This window comes from Novosphingobium pentaromativorans US6-1 (assembly GCF_000767465.1).
Taxonomy (GTDB): domain Bacteria; phylum Pseudomonadota; class Alphaproteobacteria; order Sphingomonadales; family Sphingomonadaceae; genus Novosphingobium; species Novosphingobium pentaromativorans.
In genome coordinates this window covers 2718939-2735589 of record NZ_CP009291.1, presented here as the reverse complement: position 1 = coordinate 2735589, position 16651 = coordinate 2718939, and the positions used below count along the sequence as shown (strand labels likewise).

The following is a 16651-nucleotide window of genomic DNA, read 5'->3' as shown; positions in this document are numbered from 1 at the left end:
ATGCAGGCAATGCAACTTTGGCCGGAGCGAATATGTTTCGCAAGGCCGCCGGATGCACGGGAGCTTCATGGATACGCGCCGCTATCGCCTGTTTGTGGCAGTCATGTGTCACCTGCTGGCCCTGTTCCTGCTTCCGGCGACAGTATCGGCAGCGCCAAACCATATCGCTGCGCAGCTGGTGGCCGGGCCGCCTGCCCCGGATGGCGACCACGTCACCCTCGCGATAGACATGAAGCCTGAAAAGGGCTGGCACGGCTACTGGACCAATCCGGGCGACGCGGGGCTGGGCATGCAGCTCGACTGGGCCCTGCCTTCCGGCGCGAAAGTCGGCCAGCCGCAGTACCCGGTACCGCACACGCTGATCGTCTCCGGGCTGATGAACCATGTCTATGAGAGCGACTACGCGGTTCTCGTGCCGCTGACCCTGCCTGCGAATGCCAGGCCGGGCAGCCGCCTGCCGGTGCGCGTCAAGGCGCAGTGGCTGGCCTGCACCGACCAGATCTGCGTGCCCGAACGCGCCGACCTTGGCACCGAAGTGATTGTCGGTGCGCCGGGCGAGGACCCCGCCCGCTTTGCCGAATGGACCCGCCGCCTGCCCGCGCCGCTGGGCGCGCCGGTCGAGATGGCGCTTTCCGACCAGTCCCTGCGTCTCGCGATCCCGCTTCCGGCTTCGGTCGACCTTGGCGAACCGCACGTCTTCATCGCGCAGGACAAGGTGGTGGACTACGCCGCGCCGCAGGTTTTCGCGCGCAAGGGCGACCTGCTGCTGGTGACGATCCCGCGCGTCGGTTTCGACCCGCAGAGCCCGGCAGTGATCGAAGGCGTGCTCAAGTTCGACCGCGCCGGAAACGGCATTTCCTTCACCGCACGGCCCGGCACGGTGCCGACGGGCGGGGAAACGATCGCAGCCGGCGGCGCACCTGTGCTGCCCTCCTTGCCATGGCTGCTGCTCGCCGCGCTGGCAGGCGGCTTGCTGCTCAACGTCATGCCCTGCGTCTTCCCGATCCTCAGCCTCAAGGCGCTCAGCCTCGCCCGCGCGGGCGAGAGCGAGGCCCATGCGCGGATCGAGGGCCTTGCCTATGCAGCCGGCGTCATCGCCGCGTGCCTGGCGCTGGGCGGCGTCCTGCTGGTGCTGCGCGCCGCGGGTGAGGAAGTAGGCTGGGCCTTCCAGTTGCAGGAACCGCTGGTGGTGGTCGGCCTGCTGCTGCTGGCAAGCGCCATTACCGCCAACCTGCTCGGCCTGTTCGAATTCGCCGTTCCCGGTTTCGTGTCCGGCGGCAGCCCGCGCAGCTATACGCAGGGCGCCTTCGCCACCGGCCTGCTTGCCGCCTTCGTCGCGACGCCCTGCACCGGGCCGTTCATGGCGAGCGCGATGGGCGCGGCGCTGCTGCTGCCGGTCGTGCCCGCGCTGACCCTCTTCGCCGCGCTGGGCCTGGGCATCGCCTTGCCCTTCATCGCCGTTGCATTCATCCCGGCCCTGCGCCGCCGCCTGCCCAGGCCCGGGGCGTGGATGCGCCGCTTCAGGCTGATCATGGCCGTGCCGATGGGCCTGACCGCGCTGGCCCTCGCATGGCTGGCGTGGAAAATCGGAGGCGAATGGTTCCTGCTGGGCGCACTGCTGTTCACCGGCGTCGTCCTCGTGGCGCTCGCCGGGGCCGGCATGGCCCAGCGCCGGGGTCGCAGCGCCGCGCCCGCAGCTTTGCTTGCGACCTTCGCTGCCGTTGCCGGACTTGCCCTCCTGCCGCGTCCGGGCCCGCGTGCCGCGCATGTCGACAGCATCCTGAAGACCGCGCCGTTCGGCGAGGAAGCGCTGTCGCAGGCGCGCGCTTCGGGCAAGCCGGTCTTCGTCTACATGACGGCGGACTGGTGCCTGACCTGCAAGGTCAACGAGGAAGTAGCCATAGAGCGCGAGGACACCCGGGCCGCCTTCGAAAAGGCAGGCGTAGTGGTGCTGCGCGGAGACTGGACCCGGCGCGATCCGGATATTACCCGCTATCTCACCGCTCAGGGCGCGGCCGGTGTTCCGCTCTATGTCTGGTATGCACCGGGCCGCACGCCCGAGAAGTTGCCGCAGGTTCTCACCCCAGCACTGCTGGCGGAAAAAGCGGGCCGCTGATCCGGCCCGTCAGGCCGGAATCAGATGATCTCCGCCATGCCTTCCAGCGCCTCGCGCAGCTTGGCGAGAGCCTGCGCCTTGAGCTGGTGGACGCGCGGGATCGAGACATCGAGCACTTGCGCGATTTCGGAGAGATTCAGTTCCTCCACGAAATAGAGCGAGACGATCAGCTTGAGCCTCTCGGGAAGCTCGGCGATGGCGGCGATGACCGCCTCGCGCATCTCCTCTTCCTGGAGGATGGAAAGGCTGTCGGGGGTCTCGTCGGCAAAGGCCATGTTCTGGTCCGAATAGATCTCGTCGATCGGCTCGAAGTGCAGCGGCTGGCTGGAATCGCGCAGGGCGTGCAGTTCCGCTTCGTCGATGCCCATGGCCTCGGCCAGTTCCTGCGGCAATGGATCGCGGCCCAGCACCCCGCGCAGTTCGGTCTGCTTTTCGGCCAGCAGGCGACGCCTTTCGCTGGCACCGCGTGACATCGGAAGCGTCCGGCGGATCAGGTCCACCATCGCCCCGCGCACGCGCATCTTGGCATAGGCGGCAAAGCCGTCCTCGCCCGGCCCCTGATGACGCTGGGCGCACTCGGTCAGGGCGACGAGGCCAGCCTGCATCAGGTCTTCGAGTTCGATACCGGGCCGGCCGGTTCCGTTCACATGCCAGGCAAGCCGCCTGACCATGGGCAGGAACCGGCGAACCCGGTCCGCCACGTCACCCTGATAGGCGCCACTGACACGCCGGGACTGCGCAGTGTTGACCTTGTAGGTCGGCGCGGGCGCGAATGCATTGGGATCGTGCTTCATGCTGCCATGCTTTCAGCTGGATCGTTATGGTCTGGTCGCGGCAGGCCCGGAGCCTGTCGCTGCGGCGGCGCACTGCCGATGACGTCGACCACCTCGATCGGTTGGGTCGCCGGCAGTTCGGCAATGCTGAGTACGAGACACGAAGGCGCGCGCAGGCGCAGCAGCGCGGCCAGGGTACGGCGGGCGCGGGGCTGGACGACCAGCGTCAGCGGGATCGCGCCCGGGCCGCGGGCCTCCGACAGTTCGGAAACGCGCTCGCCGATCATGCGGGCGAGGTCGGGTTCGATCACCGGCTGACCGGTGACCGGGTCCTGCATCCCTTGGACGATGGCGGATTCCAGCCCGGCGTCGAGCGTCAGGACCGGAAGCCGCTCGTGCGGTGGGCAGATGCGCCCGACGATCAGGGCGCCAAGGTCCGCGCGCAGGAGTTCCACCAGCCGGTCGTGATCGACCGTCTGCTGCACCGCGCGGCTGAGGCTCTGCAGGATCGGCAAGGGATGCGAGATCGGGATGTGATCTTCCAGCAGCGAGCGCAGCAGGCGGGTGATCGCAGCCAGCGTGAGCGGCTGGGGATGGATCGTCTCGACAAGGCCCGAGGCATGTTCCTTGAGCGATTCCAGCAAGTCCTTGACCTGGTCGGGACCGAGCATGTCCTGCGGACGTTCCGACAGGAGCTGGTTGAGGTGCGTGGCGATAACGGTGCCGGCATCGACGGTAAGGAAGCCCTCTGCCGTGGCATGGTCGCGCTGGGCCGGGTCGATCCACAGCGCCGGGCAGCCGAAGCTGGGATCGCGCGTCGCCTCGCCCTTGAGCGTGTGGTTGGGCCGCACTTCGCCGGCATCGATGGCCAGCACCTTGTCGGCGCGGATCATGGCGCCGCCCAGGTTCACCCCGCCCAGCATGATGCGATATTCGTGCGGCGGCATGTCGAGCGCGTCGCGCACCCGGAACTGCGGCACGATGAAGCCGAACGCCTGGCTGAGTTGCTTGCGCACGCCGGTGACGCGCTGGACAAGCGGTGAACCCTTGCGGTCGTCCACCAGCTGGACGAGTCCATAGCCCAGCTCGATGGTGACAAGCGTGTGGTCGGAGACTTCCTCCAGCTCGATCTTCGCCGGATCGACGGGTTCGGGCATCGGCTCGGCCACGACCACCGGGCGGTCGCGCCGCTTCTTGAGCGCATACCACAACCAGAAGGCGAGACCCGATGCGGGCAGGAAGATCGACTGCGGCATCGCCGGGATCATGCCCATCGCGCCAAGCACGACGGCAACCGGCAACCAGGTGCCGGGATCGGCAAACTGGCCGCCGATCTGGCCGGCAAGGTCGCGGGTGTCGGCAACGCGGGTGACGATGACCGCAGCGGCAATCGACAGCAGAAGCGAGGGAACCTGCGCGACCAGCGCGTCGCCGATGGCCAGGGTGATGTACGTCTGCGCGGCCTCTCCGGCAGACAGCCCGTGGCTGATCATGCCGAGGCAGAAGCCGGCAATGATGTTCACGCCCAGAATCAGCAGCGCGGCAATCGCGTCGCCCTTCACGAACTTCGACGAACCGTCCATCGAGCCGTAGAAGTCCGCCTCGGTGGACACTTCGCGGCGGCGGGCCTTGGCCTCGTCTGCGGTGAGCAGTCCGGCGGCAAGGTCGGCGTCGATCGCCATCTGCTTGCCCGGCAAGGCGTCGAGGGTGAAACGTGCCGAAACTTCCGACACGCGTCCCGCGCCCTTGGTCACCACGACCAGATTGATGATCATCAGGATCAGGAAGACGAAGATACCGACGGCGAAATTGCCGCCGATCAGGAAGGCGCCGAAGGATTCGATGACCTTGCCAGCGGCCGCCTCGCCCTCGTGTCCGTGGACCAGCACGACGCGCGTCGAGGCGACGTTGAGCGCCAGGCGCAGCAAGGTGGCGAAGAGCAGGACCGACGGGAACGAGGAGAAATCCAGCGGCTTGTCCGCGTTCATCGCCGCCATCAGGATCGCCACCGAAAGCGCGATGTTCATGACGAAGGAGATGTCGAGGACGATGGCCGGGACCGGCACAATCATCAGCACGATGAGCGTGAGGATACCGGCCGGCAACGCCAGCGACCCGGGGTCCGAAACGCGTTTGAACAGATTCACAGTCCGAACCTCGCAAGCTTGGCGTAGGCGTTACGGACATGCGCCGGGGCGGCATCCGCCCCCGAGCCCGAACCGAAAGTGCCTTGGAGAGTTGCGGACATGGAGCGCGTCGCCATCTGCGGCGCCTCGCCCAGTCCGGCATGGAATTCGCGGGCGATTGGCCCCAGGTGCGATTGCGGTGCAGCCGGTGCTGCCGCGAGCTGCGCATTGGTCGACATCGTCGCCCACTGCGCCGGCGCTTCGCCGTTCATCGCCTGCGACACCTTGCCGCGGATGAGATCCATCACCCCGCCGACGCTGCGCGGTGCGCCGCCGTCGTAAAAGATGCCGCGATTGGCCGCTGCCGCCTTGGGCAGGATCGAGGCCGCGCTCTGCGATGGATTGGTATTGAGGGCCGACAGGAACTGGCTGGCCCCGGAAATGCCGAGGAAGTGGGCGAGATATAGCTCGGACGAATCCGGCTCGCGGCCCAGCACGCCGGTCAGCTCGGCGCGGTTGTCGCTGGCCAGTTCGGCAGCCATCATCGCCGAAGTGTCGGGATCGTAGCGCAGCGACATGATCTGCGCGCGCATCGTGGGATCGGTGATCCGCCCACCGTCAATCGCGGAACCGACCCAGTCGAGGCCATGGCGATCGGCATGGCGGTCGAGCGTTTCGACCCAGGTGCCCTGGGTGAACTGATAGAGGCCGGCGGCGCTGGATGTCGACGCCCTGGCGCCCGGGTCCATGCTGGACTCGAGCTTGGCCTGGGCCATCAGGTATTTGAAGTCGACGCCGGTGGCGGCAGCGGCACGCGCAATGGCGGCCTGCACGCGAGTGCCGCCGCCATTCGGGCTTCCTACCCCACCGATACCTGGTGCATCGCTCAATTCCGGCTCCCGGTCGAAAATCTAACCGGGAGTGTTTCAGCAAGAACCGTGCCAAACGGCCCCTGCCGGGAAAGGCAAATGTCAGTTGCGGCCCACTGCCTGCGCATAGCGCGGCGTTGCGTTATAGACCTGCGGACTGCCGACGATGGCGTTGAGACGCGTCGTGACATTGGCGGCAATGATATTGCGGACCTGCCGGTTCACCTCGTTGAGGCGCTTGGCCGTATCGATCAGGCTGCGGCACTCGTCGTCGAGCTCGATGCCGTCGACGCCGCCAAGGGTACCGCACAGGCGGTCCTTGTCGTTGGTCGCACCGACGATTGCGTCGAGGTCGAGACCGGCAAGAGCCTGCCGTTCGCTTTCCAGCACGGCAAGCATCTGCCGCAGGGTGTCACGAAGTTCAGTCCTGGTAATCACTTGCCGCTCCTCAGCAGCACACCGGCTGCAATCATGGCGTCCGCAATTTCGGCGGGAACGAGGGGATAGGTCCCCGATTCCACGGCCTTGCGGATCTGCTTCACGCGTTCGGTATTGACCGGCGGCGCGCTCGGATCGAGCGCCTCGGTCGTCTCCACCGCCGCACCGGCGGCAATCGCCGCCTGCTTGTCGGTCGGCGCAGTTTTACTGACTGCCGCGGCGCCGTTCGCGCCGGGCAGGGAGTCTTTGCCCGCCGTGCGGGCCAGCCTGGCACTGATCGCGGTAATTGCGCGTGCAGGTCCCACTTCGATAGGTGGCATGATGCCGCTCCTTGAAAGTTCCTGCAGCTTAAAACGGCGGGGCTAAGGTTCTTTTAAGGCCCGGGGCAAAAAATTTCGAAATGAGCCGCAAGGTACTAAGGGCAAACCGAAAGTTTTTGTTCAGGGCAAGGGAATGGATACTACGCCCGGCCGTTCGATACGGCCCCGCATCGGTTCGGCACGTGTGCGCGTGCCGGTTACCGGGCGCACCCTGATCCAGTCGCCCACGGCACCTGCATCGAGAGCCTCGCCCGGTTGCGAGACGGAAAAGCCGTCACCGGAAATCGAGATCGCGACCGCATCGCCGCGATTGACCGCATTGGCCACGGGAGCGGCGGCGACCGGAGCGGCCTGGCGCACCGGCACGAAAATCCGCCAGCCGTTGGCATCGCCGCACTGGACGACGACGCTGTCATGCATCGTCGTGCGCCAGGACAGCGCCAGTCCGCTGCGGCAAGGCTGCAGGCGCAGACGGCGGTCGACACCCGTCAAGGCCCCGCCGACCGCGCCGATCGGCGCTCCGGTAAAGCCGGCAACCTGCCGGTCGATCGCTTCGAGATCGGCAAAGCCGGCAAGGGCGGAAGCTGCCGCGGCGGCAGCGAGGACAAGGCCAGTCGTCATCTTCAGGGTATCCTGTAGCTTTAACTTTGGCCCGACTCCTGCAATTTTCGTGCCACTTCCGGCGCATTTTTCTGCGTCCCGCGCGACGAGAGGCTGACTTGCGCAGCCGCCCTGCCCTCATCGTTCACCAGCGGCGCATCGTAAGCAATGACGACGCGCGATGGACCTTGCCCGGGCTCGACGACGATACGTGCGGCGTGGCCTGCCCGCCCCGCCTGCTCGAGCAGGCGCGTGGCTTCGGCCATCGCGCGGGCCTGCGCCTCGGGGGCCTCTCCGTAATGCGCGGTGATCGTGAGCTGCTGGCGCGGATCGACGGCCTGCTGTGCCAGCCACTGCGAAAGCGGCGGCGCACCCGGCGCATCGACATAGACGGCGAGCGGCTCGGATTGCGGCGAAACCGCTGCTCCGCCGCCAGCCTGCGCCGCGACCTTTCCGGCCTTGGCGAAGGCTTCGGGCGGCTGCCGGCTCACCGCGGCGGCCGTTACCATGAACAGGATCAGGGAAAGGTCGGCCAGCGCGGTTTGCCAACCGACCGAGGCGCGCCCGCTCACGCGCGTGAGCCGCGCGCGGCAATGGACGCCACGGCCTTTTCCATGGCCGCAGGGCGCGCATGGGCCGGCAAGGCGGAAACGAGCTGGCCCTCCAGCCAATCGAGCACTTTCTGGCGCTCACGCTCTTCCTTCGCGCCCACCCGGGCCACGACACGCGCAAGCGGAGCGAAAACGATGTTGCCCAGCAGCAGCCCATAGAGCGTCGTCAGCACCGCCATCGAGATTGCGGTGGTGAAATCTCCGGCCCCTTCCGCGCCGCCGGGCAACTGGCTGAGCGAGACAAGCGTGCCGGCAAGTCCGAAAACCGGCGAGAGGTCGGCCGCCTGGTTGAAGGTACGCACGGCGCGGCGATTGCGCACCACGCGGCGGCGTTTGTGGGCGACGTGGGCCGCCTGCAGGGCGCCGATCGAACGGGTTCCGATCAAGGCATCGGTCGCCTCGTCGAATTCCGCATCGCCGAAATGATGCGGTGCCGTGCGGATCACCCCGTGGGTCTGCATTTCGCGCACGTGCCCGGCCAGTTCGGACCGGGCGCGGGAAGCGTCGAAACGCTTGCCGAACAGTCCGCCAAGCGATGCGATCGCCGTGCGTGTGTCCCGCAGGCCGCAGCGCATGACCGTCGCCGCGATCGTACCGCCCACAACGATCAGGGCGCTGGTGGCATCGAACAGATTGTCGACCTGCATGAAGCTGCATCTCCTTCGTGCAGGATAGAACGGACGGCAATGCGGGAATTTCAGGGGCTTGACGGATCCTTTTTGCCGCCATCCGGCAAAGGCTTGCCGCCTTGCCCTGCCGTCTCCGGCAAGAGAGCGGCAGAAGCCCGGAAATCCGCGGCAATCGATGAAACTGGCACGGTCCTTGCGAATAACCGGGGAGATCAAACCTGGAGCCAGGACAAATGCCGCAGGACCTGTTCGGAATTCACGCCAAGGCGCTCGAGCTTCGCTCCGAGCGCATGGGCGTGATCGCCTCGAACATCGCGAATGCCGGGACCCCGGGCTACAAGGCGCGCGACATCGATTTTGCCGCGGCGCTGAAGTCCGCAAGCAACGGCGCCGATATCGAGAGCGCAGCCCAGAGCGCCACGCAATACCGCATTCCGGTGATGCCCTCGCTCGACGGCAATACGGTGGAGCTGCAGAACGAGCAGCTCGCCTTTTCGGAAAACGCCGTCGGCTACGCCACCACGCTCGAGTTCATCCGCTCGCGCGTCGACAACGTCAAACGCGCACTGAGAGGTGAATAGGATGGCCGGTCAGCCCTTTACCATCTTCGACGTCGCACAGCGCGGCATGTCCGCCCAGCTCGTGCGCATGAACGCCGCCGCTTCCAACCTCGCCAATGCCGGCACCGTGTCGGGCAGCGAGGCGGATGCCTACAAGCCGATCCGCGCCGTCTTCGCCGAGGACCTCGATCGCGCCAGCGGCCTTGCCACCGTTCAGGTGCAGGGTGTGGTGCGCGAACAGGCCGCAGCGGTGCGCGAACACAATCCCGACCACCCGCTCGCCGATGAAAACGGCGATGTCTGGGCCGCTCCCGTCGATGAGAACGCCGAGATGGTCGAGATGCTCGAGGCCTCGCGCCAGTACCAGAACATGGTCGAGGCCCTTTCCACCGCCAAGCAACTCATGCTCGACACGATGAGGCTCAAATGACCGTCAGTTCCGTAAATTCGACAAGCGCGTCGACGAGCACCTCGTCGACCAACAAGAATTCGCTCGCTTCGCTCAATTCCGGCGATTTCCTCAAGCTGATGCTCGCGCAGATGCAGCAGCAGGATCCGACCAACCCGGTCGACCAGAAGGAAATGCTCGCGCAGATGGCGCAGTTCTCGCAGCTCTCGAGCACGACCGAGATGTCCGACACGCTGAGCACGATTTCCTCGAAGCTCGACACACTCGTGACGGCCCAGACTTCGACCAACGAGGCCCTGACCTCGCTCGCACAGCAAGTAGCCGCTTCGCAGGCGACCGACAGCTCGACCAGCGCCTGACACTGCATTCCAGGAGACCAACGCCATGTCTTTCTACACTTCGCTTACCGGCCTCAAGAACGCCCAGACCGACCTCAACGTCATCTCGAACAACATCGCCAACGCGGAAACCGGCGGCTTCAAGAAGAGCGACACAGCCTTCGCGGACATCGTCACCAACTCGGTCTTCTCCGACTCCTCGACGACCGTGGGCATCGGCGCGCGCGTCGCGGCGGTGAAGCAGAACTTCTCGCTCGGCCCGATCGACCAGACCGGCAACGCGCTCGATGTCGTGATCAACGGCGACGGCTTCTTCACGGTCGTTTCGCCGACTTCGGGCCAGACGGAATATACCCGCGCCGGTTCGTTCTCCATCGACGGTCAGGGCTTCATCAAGAACGCGCAGGGCTCGCGCGTCCAGGTCTTCCCGGTCGACGCAACCGGCACCGTCACTTCGACCACGACCCTCCAGGATGCGCAGTTGCCGCAGACCAATGCCGCCGGCTCGATCTTCGCGGGCGTGTCCATCGGCGACAGGGGCGAGGTCGTCGCCACTTATGCCGACGGCTCCAACACCACGGTGGGCGTCGTTGCGCTTGCCTCGTTTCTCGCCCCCAACGGCCTGAAGCAGATGGGCAACGCTAGCTGGACTGCGACCGGCAATTCCGGCGCCGCCAGCTACGGCGAACCCAAGACGGGTCTCTACGGCTCCATGCTGTCGGGCTCACTGGAGCGCTCGAACGTGGACATCGCCGAGGAACTGGTTTCGCTGATCACCGCGCAGCGCAACTTCCAGGCCAATGCCAAGGCCATCGATACCGCCTCGCAGATCTCGCAGACCGTCATCAACCTGCGGACCTGAAGCCAGCAGTAGCAAACCCTGACAAGGACCTGATCCCATGGACCGGCTGATCTATACCGCCGTTTCCGGCATGAATGCCTCGATGACGCGCGAGCGCGTGATCGCAAGCAACATGGCCAATGCCCAGACCATCGGCTTTCGCAAGGAAATCATCCAGGCGACGCCGATGACGCTGGAAGGCCCGCAGCTGGAAGCGCGCGCGATGACCAGCACCGAAGTGCGCGGCGCATCGATGAAGGAAGGCTCGGTCACTTCGACCGGCAATCCGCTCGACGTCGCGCTCGACGGCGATGCCATGCTCGCGGTCCAGGCCTACGACGGCGGCGAGGCCTATACCCGCCGCGGCGACCTCTCGGTCTCGGTCACCGGCGTGATCGAGAACGGCGAGGGCCTGCCGGTCCTGGGCGACAACGGCCCGGTCACGGTCCCGCCCGGTTCGATCGTCACCATCGCGCCCGACGGCGGCGTGCTGGTCAAGGACCCGGCGACGCCCCAGGACCCGCCGGTCCGCCTCGACCGCCTCAAGCTGGTCAGCACCACCGGATCGCAGATCGAAAAGGACCTCGCCGGCCAGTTCCGCGTACGCGGCGGCGGCGTCCTGCCGGTCGACGAGAACGCCCGGCTGACCCCCGAGGCCCTTGAACAGTCAAACGTCAACGCGTCCGAAGTGCTGGTCGAAATGATCTCGGCCCAGCGCCTTTTCGACATGCGTACCAAACTCGTCGACACCGCCAAGCAGCTCGACGAGGGCAGCGCGCGTCTCATGCGCATCGATTCCTGAGGAGTAAGAAACCATGCCTAGCTCAGCACTCCAGGTCGCCCGCACCGGTCTCGAAGCCCAAGACCAGCGCATGCGCGTGATCGCCAACAACCTCGCCAACGTCGGTACCACCGCGTTCAAGCGCGACCGCGCCAACTTCGCGACGCTGGCCTACCAGGACGCGCGCGTGGCCGGGGCAGACTCCTCGACCGAGACCACTTACGCCACCGGCCTGAATCTGGGCACCGGCGTTGCCATCCAGTCGACCACGCGCATGGAAACGCAAGGCTCGCTGGAGACGACCGGCAACAACCTCGACCTCGCGCTCGACGGCGACGGTTATTTCCAGGTCCAGCTTCCCGGCGGCCAGCTCGGCTATACCCGCGCGGGCAACTTCACCCGCTCGTCCGAAGGCCAGCTGGTGACCTCGCAAGGTTATGCGCTGCAGCCCTCGATCACCGTCCCCGACAACGCCACGTCGATCACCATCTCGACCGACGGCACCGTCTCGGCGCAGATCGCCGGCCAATCGGACCCGACGCAGCTCGGCCAGATCACGGTCGCCAGCTTCACCAACCCGGGCGGGCTGCAGGCTTCCTCGGACAACTTCATGCTCGAGACCGCGGCCAGCGGCCCGGCGCAGATCGGCGTGCCCGGCGAAAACGGCCGCGGCCAGATCCGGCAGGGGATGCTCGAGGCTTCCAACGTCAACATCGTCGAGGAGCTGGTCGACATGATCGAAACCCAGCGCGCCTACGAGATCAACTCCAAGATGATCTCGGCGGTCGACCAGATGTTGCAGAACGCCAACCAGACGCTGTGATCGCCATGACGCGCAAGACCATCGTTTCGGCCATCGCCACAGTCGCCGCCCTTGCGGCACTCGGCGGCGCGCCGGCCTATGCCAAGAAGCACAAGCCTTCGGGCTTCGAGCCGACCTTGCCCCTGGCCCAGCCCGCAGCGCCAAGCGCGCCGACCGGCGGCATCTTCAATGCCTCGACCGGCTATGCCGCACTTTACGAAGGCAACCGTGCGCGCCGGATCGGCGATCCGCTGACCATCGTCCTGATCGAGACAACGACGGCGTCCAAGGCCGTCAGTTCCAAGAGCCAGAAGGGCGGAGGCGCCTCGATCACCCCGCCCACGGCCGGGCCGCTGTCATTTTTAAATCCCGATGCGCTTAAAGCCAGCAGCTCTTCGTCGTTCAATGGTCAGGGAAATGCGGCCCAGACGAGTTCGCTCGCCTCGACGCTTTCCGTCACGATCGCCGAAGTGCGGCCAAACGGCACCGCGCTGGTCAAAGGGGAAAAGCAGATGCTGCTCAGCCAGGGTGATGAATGGGTCCGGTTCTCCGGCATCGTTCGCCTGGCCGACGTAGACGAGGAAAACTCGATCCTCTCCAGCCGCGTGGCAGATGCGAAGATCGAATATTCGGGCAAGGGCTCGCTCCAGCGTGCCAGCCGCCAGGGCTGGCTGGGCAAGTTCTTCAACATGATTTCGCCGTTCTGAGGGAGGCCGAGATGATCCGCAAAATCCTGCTCGTCCTCGCCGCAGCGATGACCGCGCTGACCCCGGGCATCGCCAGCGCCGAACGCGTACGCGACCTCGGCCAGTTCCAGGGCGTGCGCTCCAACCAGCTGACCGGCTACGGCATCGTCGTCGGCCTGCCCGGCACCGGCGACGACAACCTGGAATACCTGACGCAGGCGATGAAGGGCGTTTCGGGCCGCATGGGCCTGACCCTGCCGCCCGGCGTCTCGCCCGGTCTCAAGAATGCCGCCGCAGTGATGATCACGGCCGACCTGCCTGCCTTCGCCAAGCCGGGCCAGCGCATCGACGTGACCGTCTCGACAATCGGCAAGGCCAAGTCGCTGCGCGGCGGCGCGCTGATCATGACCCCGCTCTACGGCGCGGACGGCCAGATCTACGCGATGGCCCAGGGCAACCTGGCGGTCGGCGGGCTCGGCATTTCGGGCAAGGACGGCTCGAACGTCACTGTCAACATTCCGACCGTGGGCCGCATCGCCGATGGCGCCAGCGTCGAACGTGCGGTCGCCACCGGCTTCGACAGCGATCCCCTGCTGCGCTGGAACCTGTTCAACGCCGACTTCCTCACGGCCTCGCGCGTGCGCGACGCGATCAACCGCCGCCTGCCGGGCACTGCCTCGGTCGAAGACGGCGTCACCCTCGCCCTGCGCCTGCCGCCGCAGCCCGACACCCGGGCCAGCGTCATGGCCGCGATCGAGATGATCGAAGTCGAACCGGCAGAAACCGCCGCACGCGTCATCGTCAACAGCCGCACCGGGACCGTCGTGATCAACAATGCGGTGCGCCTCTCGCCTGCCGCGATCAGCCACGGCAAGCTGACCGTGCGCGTCGACGAAGACCCGACCGTCGTCCAGCCCGCGCCGTTCAGCCGCGGCCAGACCGCCGTCGAGCAAAACAGCACGATTACGACCGACGAGGAAAAGCGTTCGGTCGCGATGTTCAGGCCCGGCGCCTCGCTGTCCTCGGTCGTCGATGCCCTCAACATGCTGGGCGTCACCCCGTCCGACCTCGTGGCGATCCTCGAGGCGCTCAAGCAGGCCGGCGCGCTCAAGGCCGAGATGGTGGTGATATGAGTGTCATCCTGCCTTCCACCCCGGGCCTGACCGTCAACGCGCAGGGCAGCGACCGCGAGAAGCTGCACACGACGGCCAAGCAGTTCGAAGCCATCTTCGTGCGCCAGATGCTGGCCGCCGCCCGCAAGACCGACTTTGGCGGCGAGGACGTGTTCGGCAGCCAGGCAATGGACACCTTTCGCCAGCTTCAGGACGAGCACTTCGCCGATGTCACCGCCGAATCCGGCACGCTCGGCATGGCCTCTATCATCGAGGCGCAGATGGCACGGTTCTTGCCTGCAGAGACCACGCCAGAAGCCGACGTCACGGCGCAAGAAAAGGCGCAAAGGTAAACCATGGCCGCAGACCTCCTCTCGATTGCCAAGTCCGGCGCTGCGGCTGCCCGCACCGCGCTGGACCTGACCGCGCAGAACATCGCCAACGCATCGTCGGAGGGCTATGTCCGCCGCACGATCAGCGTGTCCGAACTCTCTGCGAACTCGGTCAGCTCGGCCCCGACGGCGGTCAACCTCGCAGGCGTTCGGGTCAACGGGGTCGTGCGCAATGCCGACGTCTTCCGCCAGGCCGAAGTGCGCCGCACCGGCGCCGATGCCGCCCGCGCGAGCGCGGAAGTCCAGGGCCTGGAAAACATCGAGAGTTCCGTCGAGCAGACCGGCGTCTACGATGCCATCGTTGCCTTCGAAGGCAGCCTGCAGCAGCTTCTGTCCGACCCCACCGACGGTTCGCTGCGCGCCGCCGTGCTGGAGCAGGGGCGGACCCTTTCGGAAACTTTCAACGTCGCGTCGTCCAGCCTCGATGCTGTCGGCAAGGGCCTGCAGTTCGACGCCCAGGACGGCGTCGACGAGGTCAACCGGCTCGCCGGCGAACTGGCCCGCGTCAACCTGCGCCTCTCGCGCGCGTCGGACCAGTCGAGCGACCAGACAACGCTGCTCGACCAGCGCGACTCGCTGCTCGAACAGATGAGCAAGGTCGCCAACGTCAACGCCAGCTACAATCCGGACAAGACCGTCAGCGTCACCATCGGCGGCACGGCCGGGCAGACGCTGGTCTCGGGCGGAACCACGGCGACGCTGGCAATGGCTACAGCCGCCGATGGCACCATATCCTTTACTCTGGACGGCGCGGCCGCCTCGATCAGCTCGGGCGCGCTCGCCGGGCGGAGCCAGGCCCTCACCCAGCTGGCCGACACCCGCGGCCAGCTCGACACGCTGGCCGCCAAGATCGTCGACGTCGTCAACACCGCACAGGCCAATGGCGCCGACCTCAACGGCAATGCCGGCCAGCCGCTGTTTTCGGGCACCGGCGCCGGCGACATGGCGATGATCGCCACCAATGGCAGCGCGATCGCGACGGCCCCTGCGGGATCGGCAGCGAACAGCCGCGACCCCGGCAACCTGACCGCCCTGCGCAACGACCTCGCCACCGCCGATCCGGCCGGCGAAATGGACACCCTGCTTTTCACCATTTCCAGCGCCGTCGCCGGCCGCACGGTCACGCGCGACGCCCTGGAATCCATCGCAAGCACCGCCAAGGTCGCGCTCCAGGCGCAGGCCGGCGTCGACCTCGACGAGGAGGCGGTGAGCCTCGTGCGCTACCAGCAGGCTTTCCAGGCCAACGGCCGCGTCATGCAGGTCGCAAGCGACATCTTCGATTCCATCCTGAACATCAGGTGAGGCTGACATGGCGATCGTTTCCACCAGCACCAGCGCTTTCTTCGAACGGTCGCGTACCAATCTGAAGGACTTGCGCGCACAGACCGAGACCCTGCAAAGCCAGCTCTCCAGCGGCAACAAGCTCTCGCGCTCGTCCGACGATCCGGTCGCCGCCTCGCGTCTGCGGTCGCTCTCGCGGTTGGAATCGCTTTCCAACATCGACAAGTCGAACTCGCAGCGCGCCAATGCCGACCTGACGCTTGCCGACGCCACGCTTTCCGACATGTCGGATGCGCTGATCCGTGCGCAGGAACTCGCCACCCAGGCGGCCAGCGATTCGATCTCAAGCGACCAGCGCGCCTCCATCGGCCGCGAACTGGACTCGATCTATTCGACCCTGATGACGCTCGCCAATGCACGCGATTCGAACGGCCATGCCCTGTTCGGCGGCGAAAGCTCCGGCGACGCCTATGCGCTCGATGGCTCGGGCAATCCCGTCTATGTCGGCACGACCACCTCGGGAACCCTTCCGCTCGGCGAAGGCCAGACGGTAGCCCGTTCGCTGACCGGACCGGAATTCCTCAACTTCTCCGTGGGCGGCACGCCGACGGACCTGTTGTCGGTCGTGAAAAATCTCGGGGCGGCGCTTCAGGGTGCAGCCGCCGATCCGGCCGGCGCCGCCAATGACGGTCTGGAAGCGCTCAAGGCCGGCCTCGACTCGCTTACGACCGGACAGACCGTGGTCGGCACCCGCCTTGCCTGGATCGAGCTGACCGCCGACCGCCGTACCAACCTTTCGCAGCTGCGCTCCACCGAAGAGGCCGACATCGGCTCGACCGACATCGCCTCAACCGCGGCATCGCTGCAGGAAGCGCTGCTGGTGCTGGAAGCCAGCCAGGCCAGCTTCACCAAGCTCGCCAATCTATCGCTGTTCAACAATCTGAGCTGACGCTTGCCCCCGGTCCAT

At 66.4% G+C, this 16651-nt stretch carries 20 protein-coding genes; 12 read left to right on the top strand and 8 right to left on the bottom strand.

Going from position 1 to position 16651, the window contains the following annotated elements:
- The first annotated feature begins 67 nt into the window (after nt 1–67).
- Nucleotides 68–2116, top strand: coding sequence for a protein-disulfide reductase DsbD family protein (locus tag JI59_RS12845; RefSeq protein ID WP_038577601.1), 2049 nt, complete (start codon nt 68–70; stop codon nt 2114–2116).
- A gap of 20 nt (nt 2117–2136) precedes the next feature.
- On the opposite strand, the gene JI59_RS12840 is transcribed toward JI59_RS12845, so the two are convergent.
- The 8 genes from JI59_RS12840 to JI59_RS12805 all read right to left on the bottom strand — a co-directional run bounded on the left by JI59_RS12840 (nt 2137) and on the right by JI59_RS12805 (nt 8500).
- Nucleotides 2137–2910 (bottom strand): sigma-70 family RNA polymerase sigma factor, encoded by a 774-nt coding sequence (locus JI59_RS12840; protein WP_007012290.1) that lies wholly within the window; start codon nt 2908–2910, stop codon nt 2137–2139.
- Nucleotides 2907–5036 (bottom strand): flagellar biosynthesis protein FlhA, encoded by a 2130-nt coding sequence (locus tag JI59_RS12835; protein WP_007012291.1) that lies wholly within the window; start codon nt 5034–5036, stop codon nt 2907–2909. The genes JI59_RS12840 and JI59_RS12835 overlap by 4 nt, the downstream gene beginning before the upstream one ends.
- Complete coding sequence (locus JI59_RS12830) at nt 5033–5905, bottom strand: lysozyme family protein (RefSeq protein ID WP_238532490.1); 873 nt, start codon at nt 5903–5905, stop codon at nt 5033–5035. The genes JI59_RS12835 and JI59_RS12830 overlap by 4 nt, the downstream gene beginning before the upstream one ends.
- A gap of 81 nt (nt 5906–5986) precedes the next feature.
- Nucleotides 5987–6322 (bottom strand): hypothetical protein, encoded by a 336-nt coding sequence (locus tag JI59_RS12825; protein WP_013834313.1) that lies wholly within the window; start codon nt 6320–6322, stop codon nt 5987–5989.
- A complete protein-coding gene (gene flgM, locus JI59_RS12820; RefSeq protein WP_013834314.1) occupies nt 6319–6642 on the bottom strand; it encodes a flagellar biosynthesis anti-sigma factor FlgM in 324 nt (107 codons plus the stop codon). Before flgM ends, JI59_RS12825 begins: the two co-directional genes overlap by 4 nt.
- A gap of 120 nt (nt 6643–6762) precedes the next feature.
- Nucleotides 6763–7263, bottom strand: a complete 501-nt coding sequence (locus JI59_RS12815) for a flagella basal body P-ring formation protein FlgA (protein WP_007012295.1) — start codon at nt 7261–7263, stop codon at nt 6763–6765.
- 20 nt (nt 7264–7283) lie between these two features.
- Nucleotides 7284–7814: a hypothetical protein gene (locus tag JI59_RS12810; RefSeq protein ID WP_007012296.1), complete on the bottom strand. Its 531-nt coding sequence runs from the start codon at nt 7812–7814 to the stop codon at nt 7284–7286.
- Nucleotides 7811–8500, bottom strand: a complete 690-nt coding sequence (locus JI59_RS12805) for a MotA/TolQ/ExbB proton channel family protein (RefSeq protein ID WP_038576129.1) — start codon at nt 8498–8500, stop codon at nt 7811–7813. The genes JI59_RS12810 and JI59_RS12805 overlap by 4 nt, the downstream gene beginning before the upstream one ends.
- Nucleotides 8501–8715: 215 nt before the next feature.
- Between JI59_RS12805 and flgB the strand changes: the two genes are divergently transcribed.
- Genes flgB through JI59_RS12750 form a run of 11 tightly spaced genes read left to right on the top strand, consistent with a single transcriptional unit; the run spans nt 8716 to nt 16633 of the window.
- Complete coding sequence (gene flgB, locus JI59_RS12800; protein WP_007012298.1) at nt 8716–9063, top strand: flagellar basal body rod protein FlgB; 348 nt, start codon at nt 8716–8718, stop codon at nt 9061–9063.
- A gap of 1 nt (nt 9064) precedes the next feature.
- A complete protein-coding gene (flgC, locus tag JI59_RS12795; protein WP_007012299.1) occupies nt 9065–9472 on the top strand; it encodes a flagellar basal body rod protein FlgC in 408 nt (135 codons plus the stop codon).
- Nucleotides 9469–9810 carry a flagellar hook capping FlgD N-terminal domain-containing protein gene (locus tag JI59_RS12790; protein WP_007012300.1) on the top strand — a complete coding sequence of 114 codons (342 nt, stop codon included), beginning with the start codon at nt 9469–9471 and terminating at the stop codon, nt 9808–9810. The genes flgC and JI59_RS12790 overlap by 4 nt, the downstream gene beginning before the upstream one ends.
- A gap of 25 nt (nt 9811–9835) precedes the next feature.
- On the top strand, nt 9836–10651 hold the full coding sequence (locus tag JI59_RS12785; RefSeq protein ID WP_007012301.1) for a flagellar hook-basal body complex protein: 816 nt from the start codon (nt 9836–9838) through the stop codon (nt 10649–10651).
- A 37-nt stretch (nt 10652–10688) separates the two neighbouring features.
- Nucleotides 10689–11432, top strand: a complete 744-nt coding sequence (locus JI59_RS12780) for a flagellar basal body rod protein FlgF (RefSeq protein WP_007012302.1) — start codon at nt 10689–10691, stop codon at nt 11430–11432.
- 13 nt (nt 11433–11445) lie between these two features.
- On the top strand, nt 11446–12234 hold the full coding sequence (gene flgG / locus JI59_RS12775) for a flagellar basal-body rod protein FlgG (RefSeq protein WP_038576127.1): 789 nt from the start codon (nt 11446–11448) through the stop codon (nt 12232–12234).
- Between the two features lie 5 nt (nt 12235–12239).
- Complete coding sequence (locus tag JI59_RS12770; protein WP_038577597.1) at nt 12240–12920, top strand: flagellar basal body L-ring protein FlgH; 681 nt, start codon at nt 12240–12242, stop codon at nt 12918–12920.
- Between the two features lie 11 nt (nt 12921–12931).
- The gene (locus JI59_RS12765; RefSeq protein ID WP_007012305.1) at nt 12932–14032 is read left to right on the top strand and encodes a flagellar basal body P-ring protein FlgI; all 1101 of its coding nucleotides are present in this window, start codon (nt 12932–12934) and stop codon (nt 14030–14032) included.
- The gene (locus JI59_RS12760) at nt 14029–14364 is read left to right on the top strand and encodes a rod-binding protein (protein WP_007012306.1); all 336 of its coding nucleotides are present in this window, start codon (nt 14029–14031) and stop codon (nt 14362–14364) included. The genes JI59_RS12765 and JI59_RS12760 overlap by 4 nt, the downstream gene beginning before the upstream one ends.
- Before the next feature lie 3 nt (nt 14365–14367).
- Nucleotides 14368–15705, top strand: coding sequence for a flagellar hook-associated protein FlgK (gene flgK, locus JI59_RS12755; protein ID WP_007012307.1), 1338 nt, complete (start codon nt 14368–14370; stop codon nt 15703–15705).
- 7 nt (nt 15706–15712) lie between these two features.
- A complete protein-coding gene (locus tag JI59_RS12750) occupies nt 15713–16633 on the top strand; it encodes a flagellin N-terminal helical domain-containing protein (RefSeq protein ID WP_007012308.1) in 921 nt (306 codons plus the stop codon).
- Nucleotides 16634–16651: the final 18 nt, after the last annotated feature.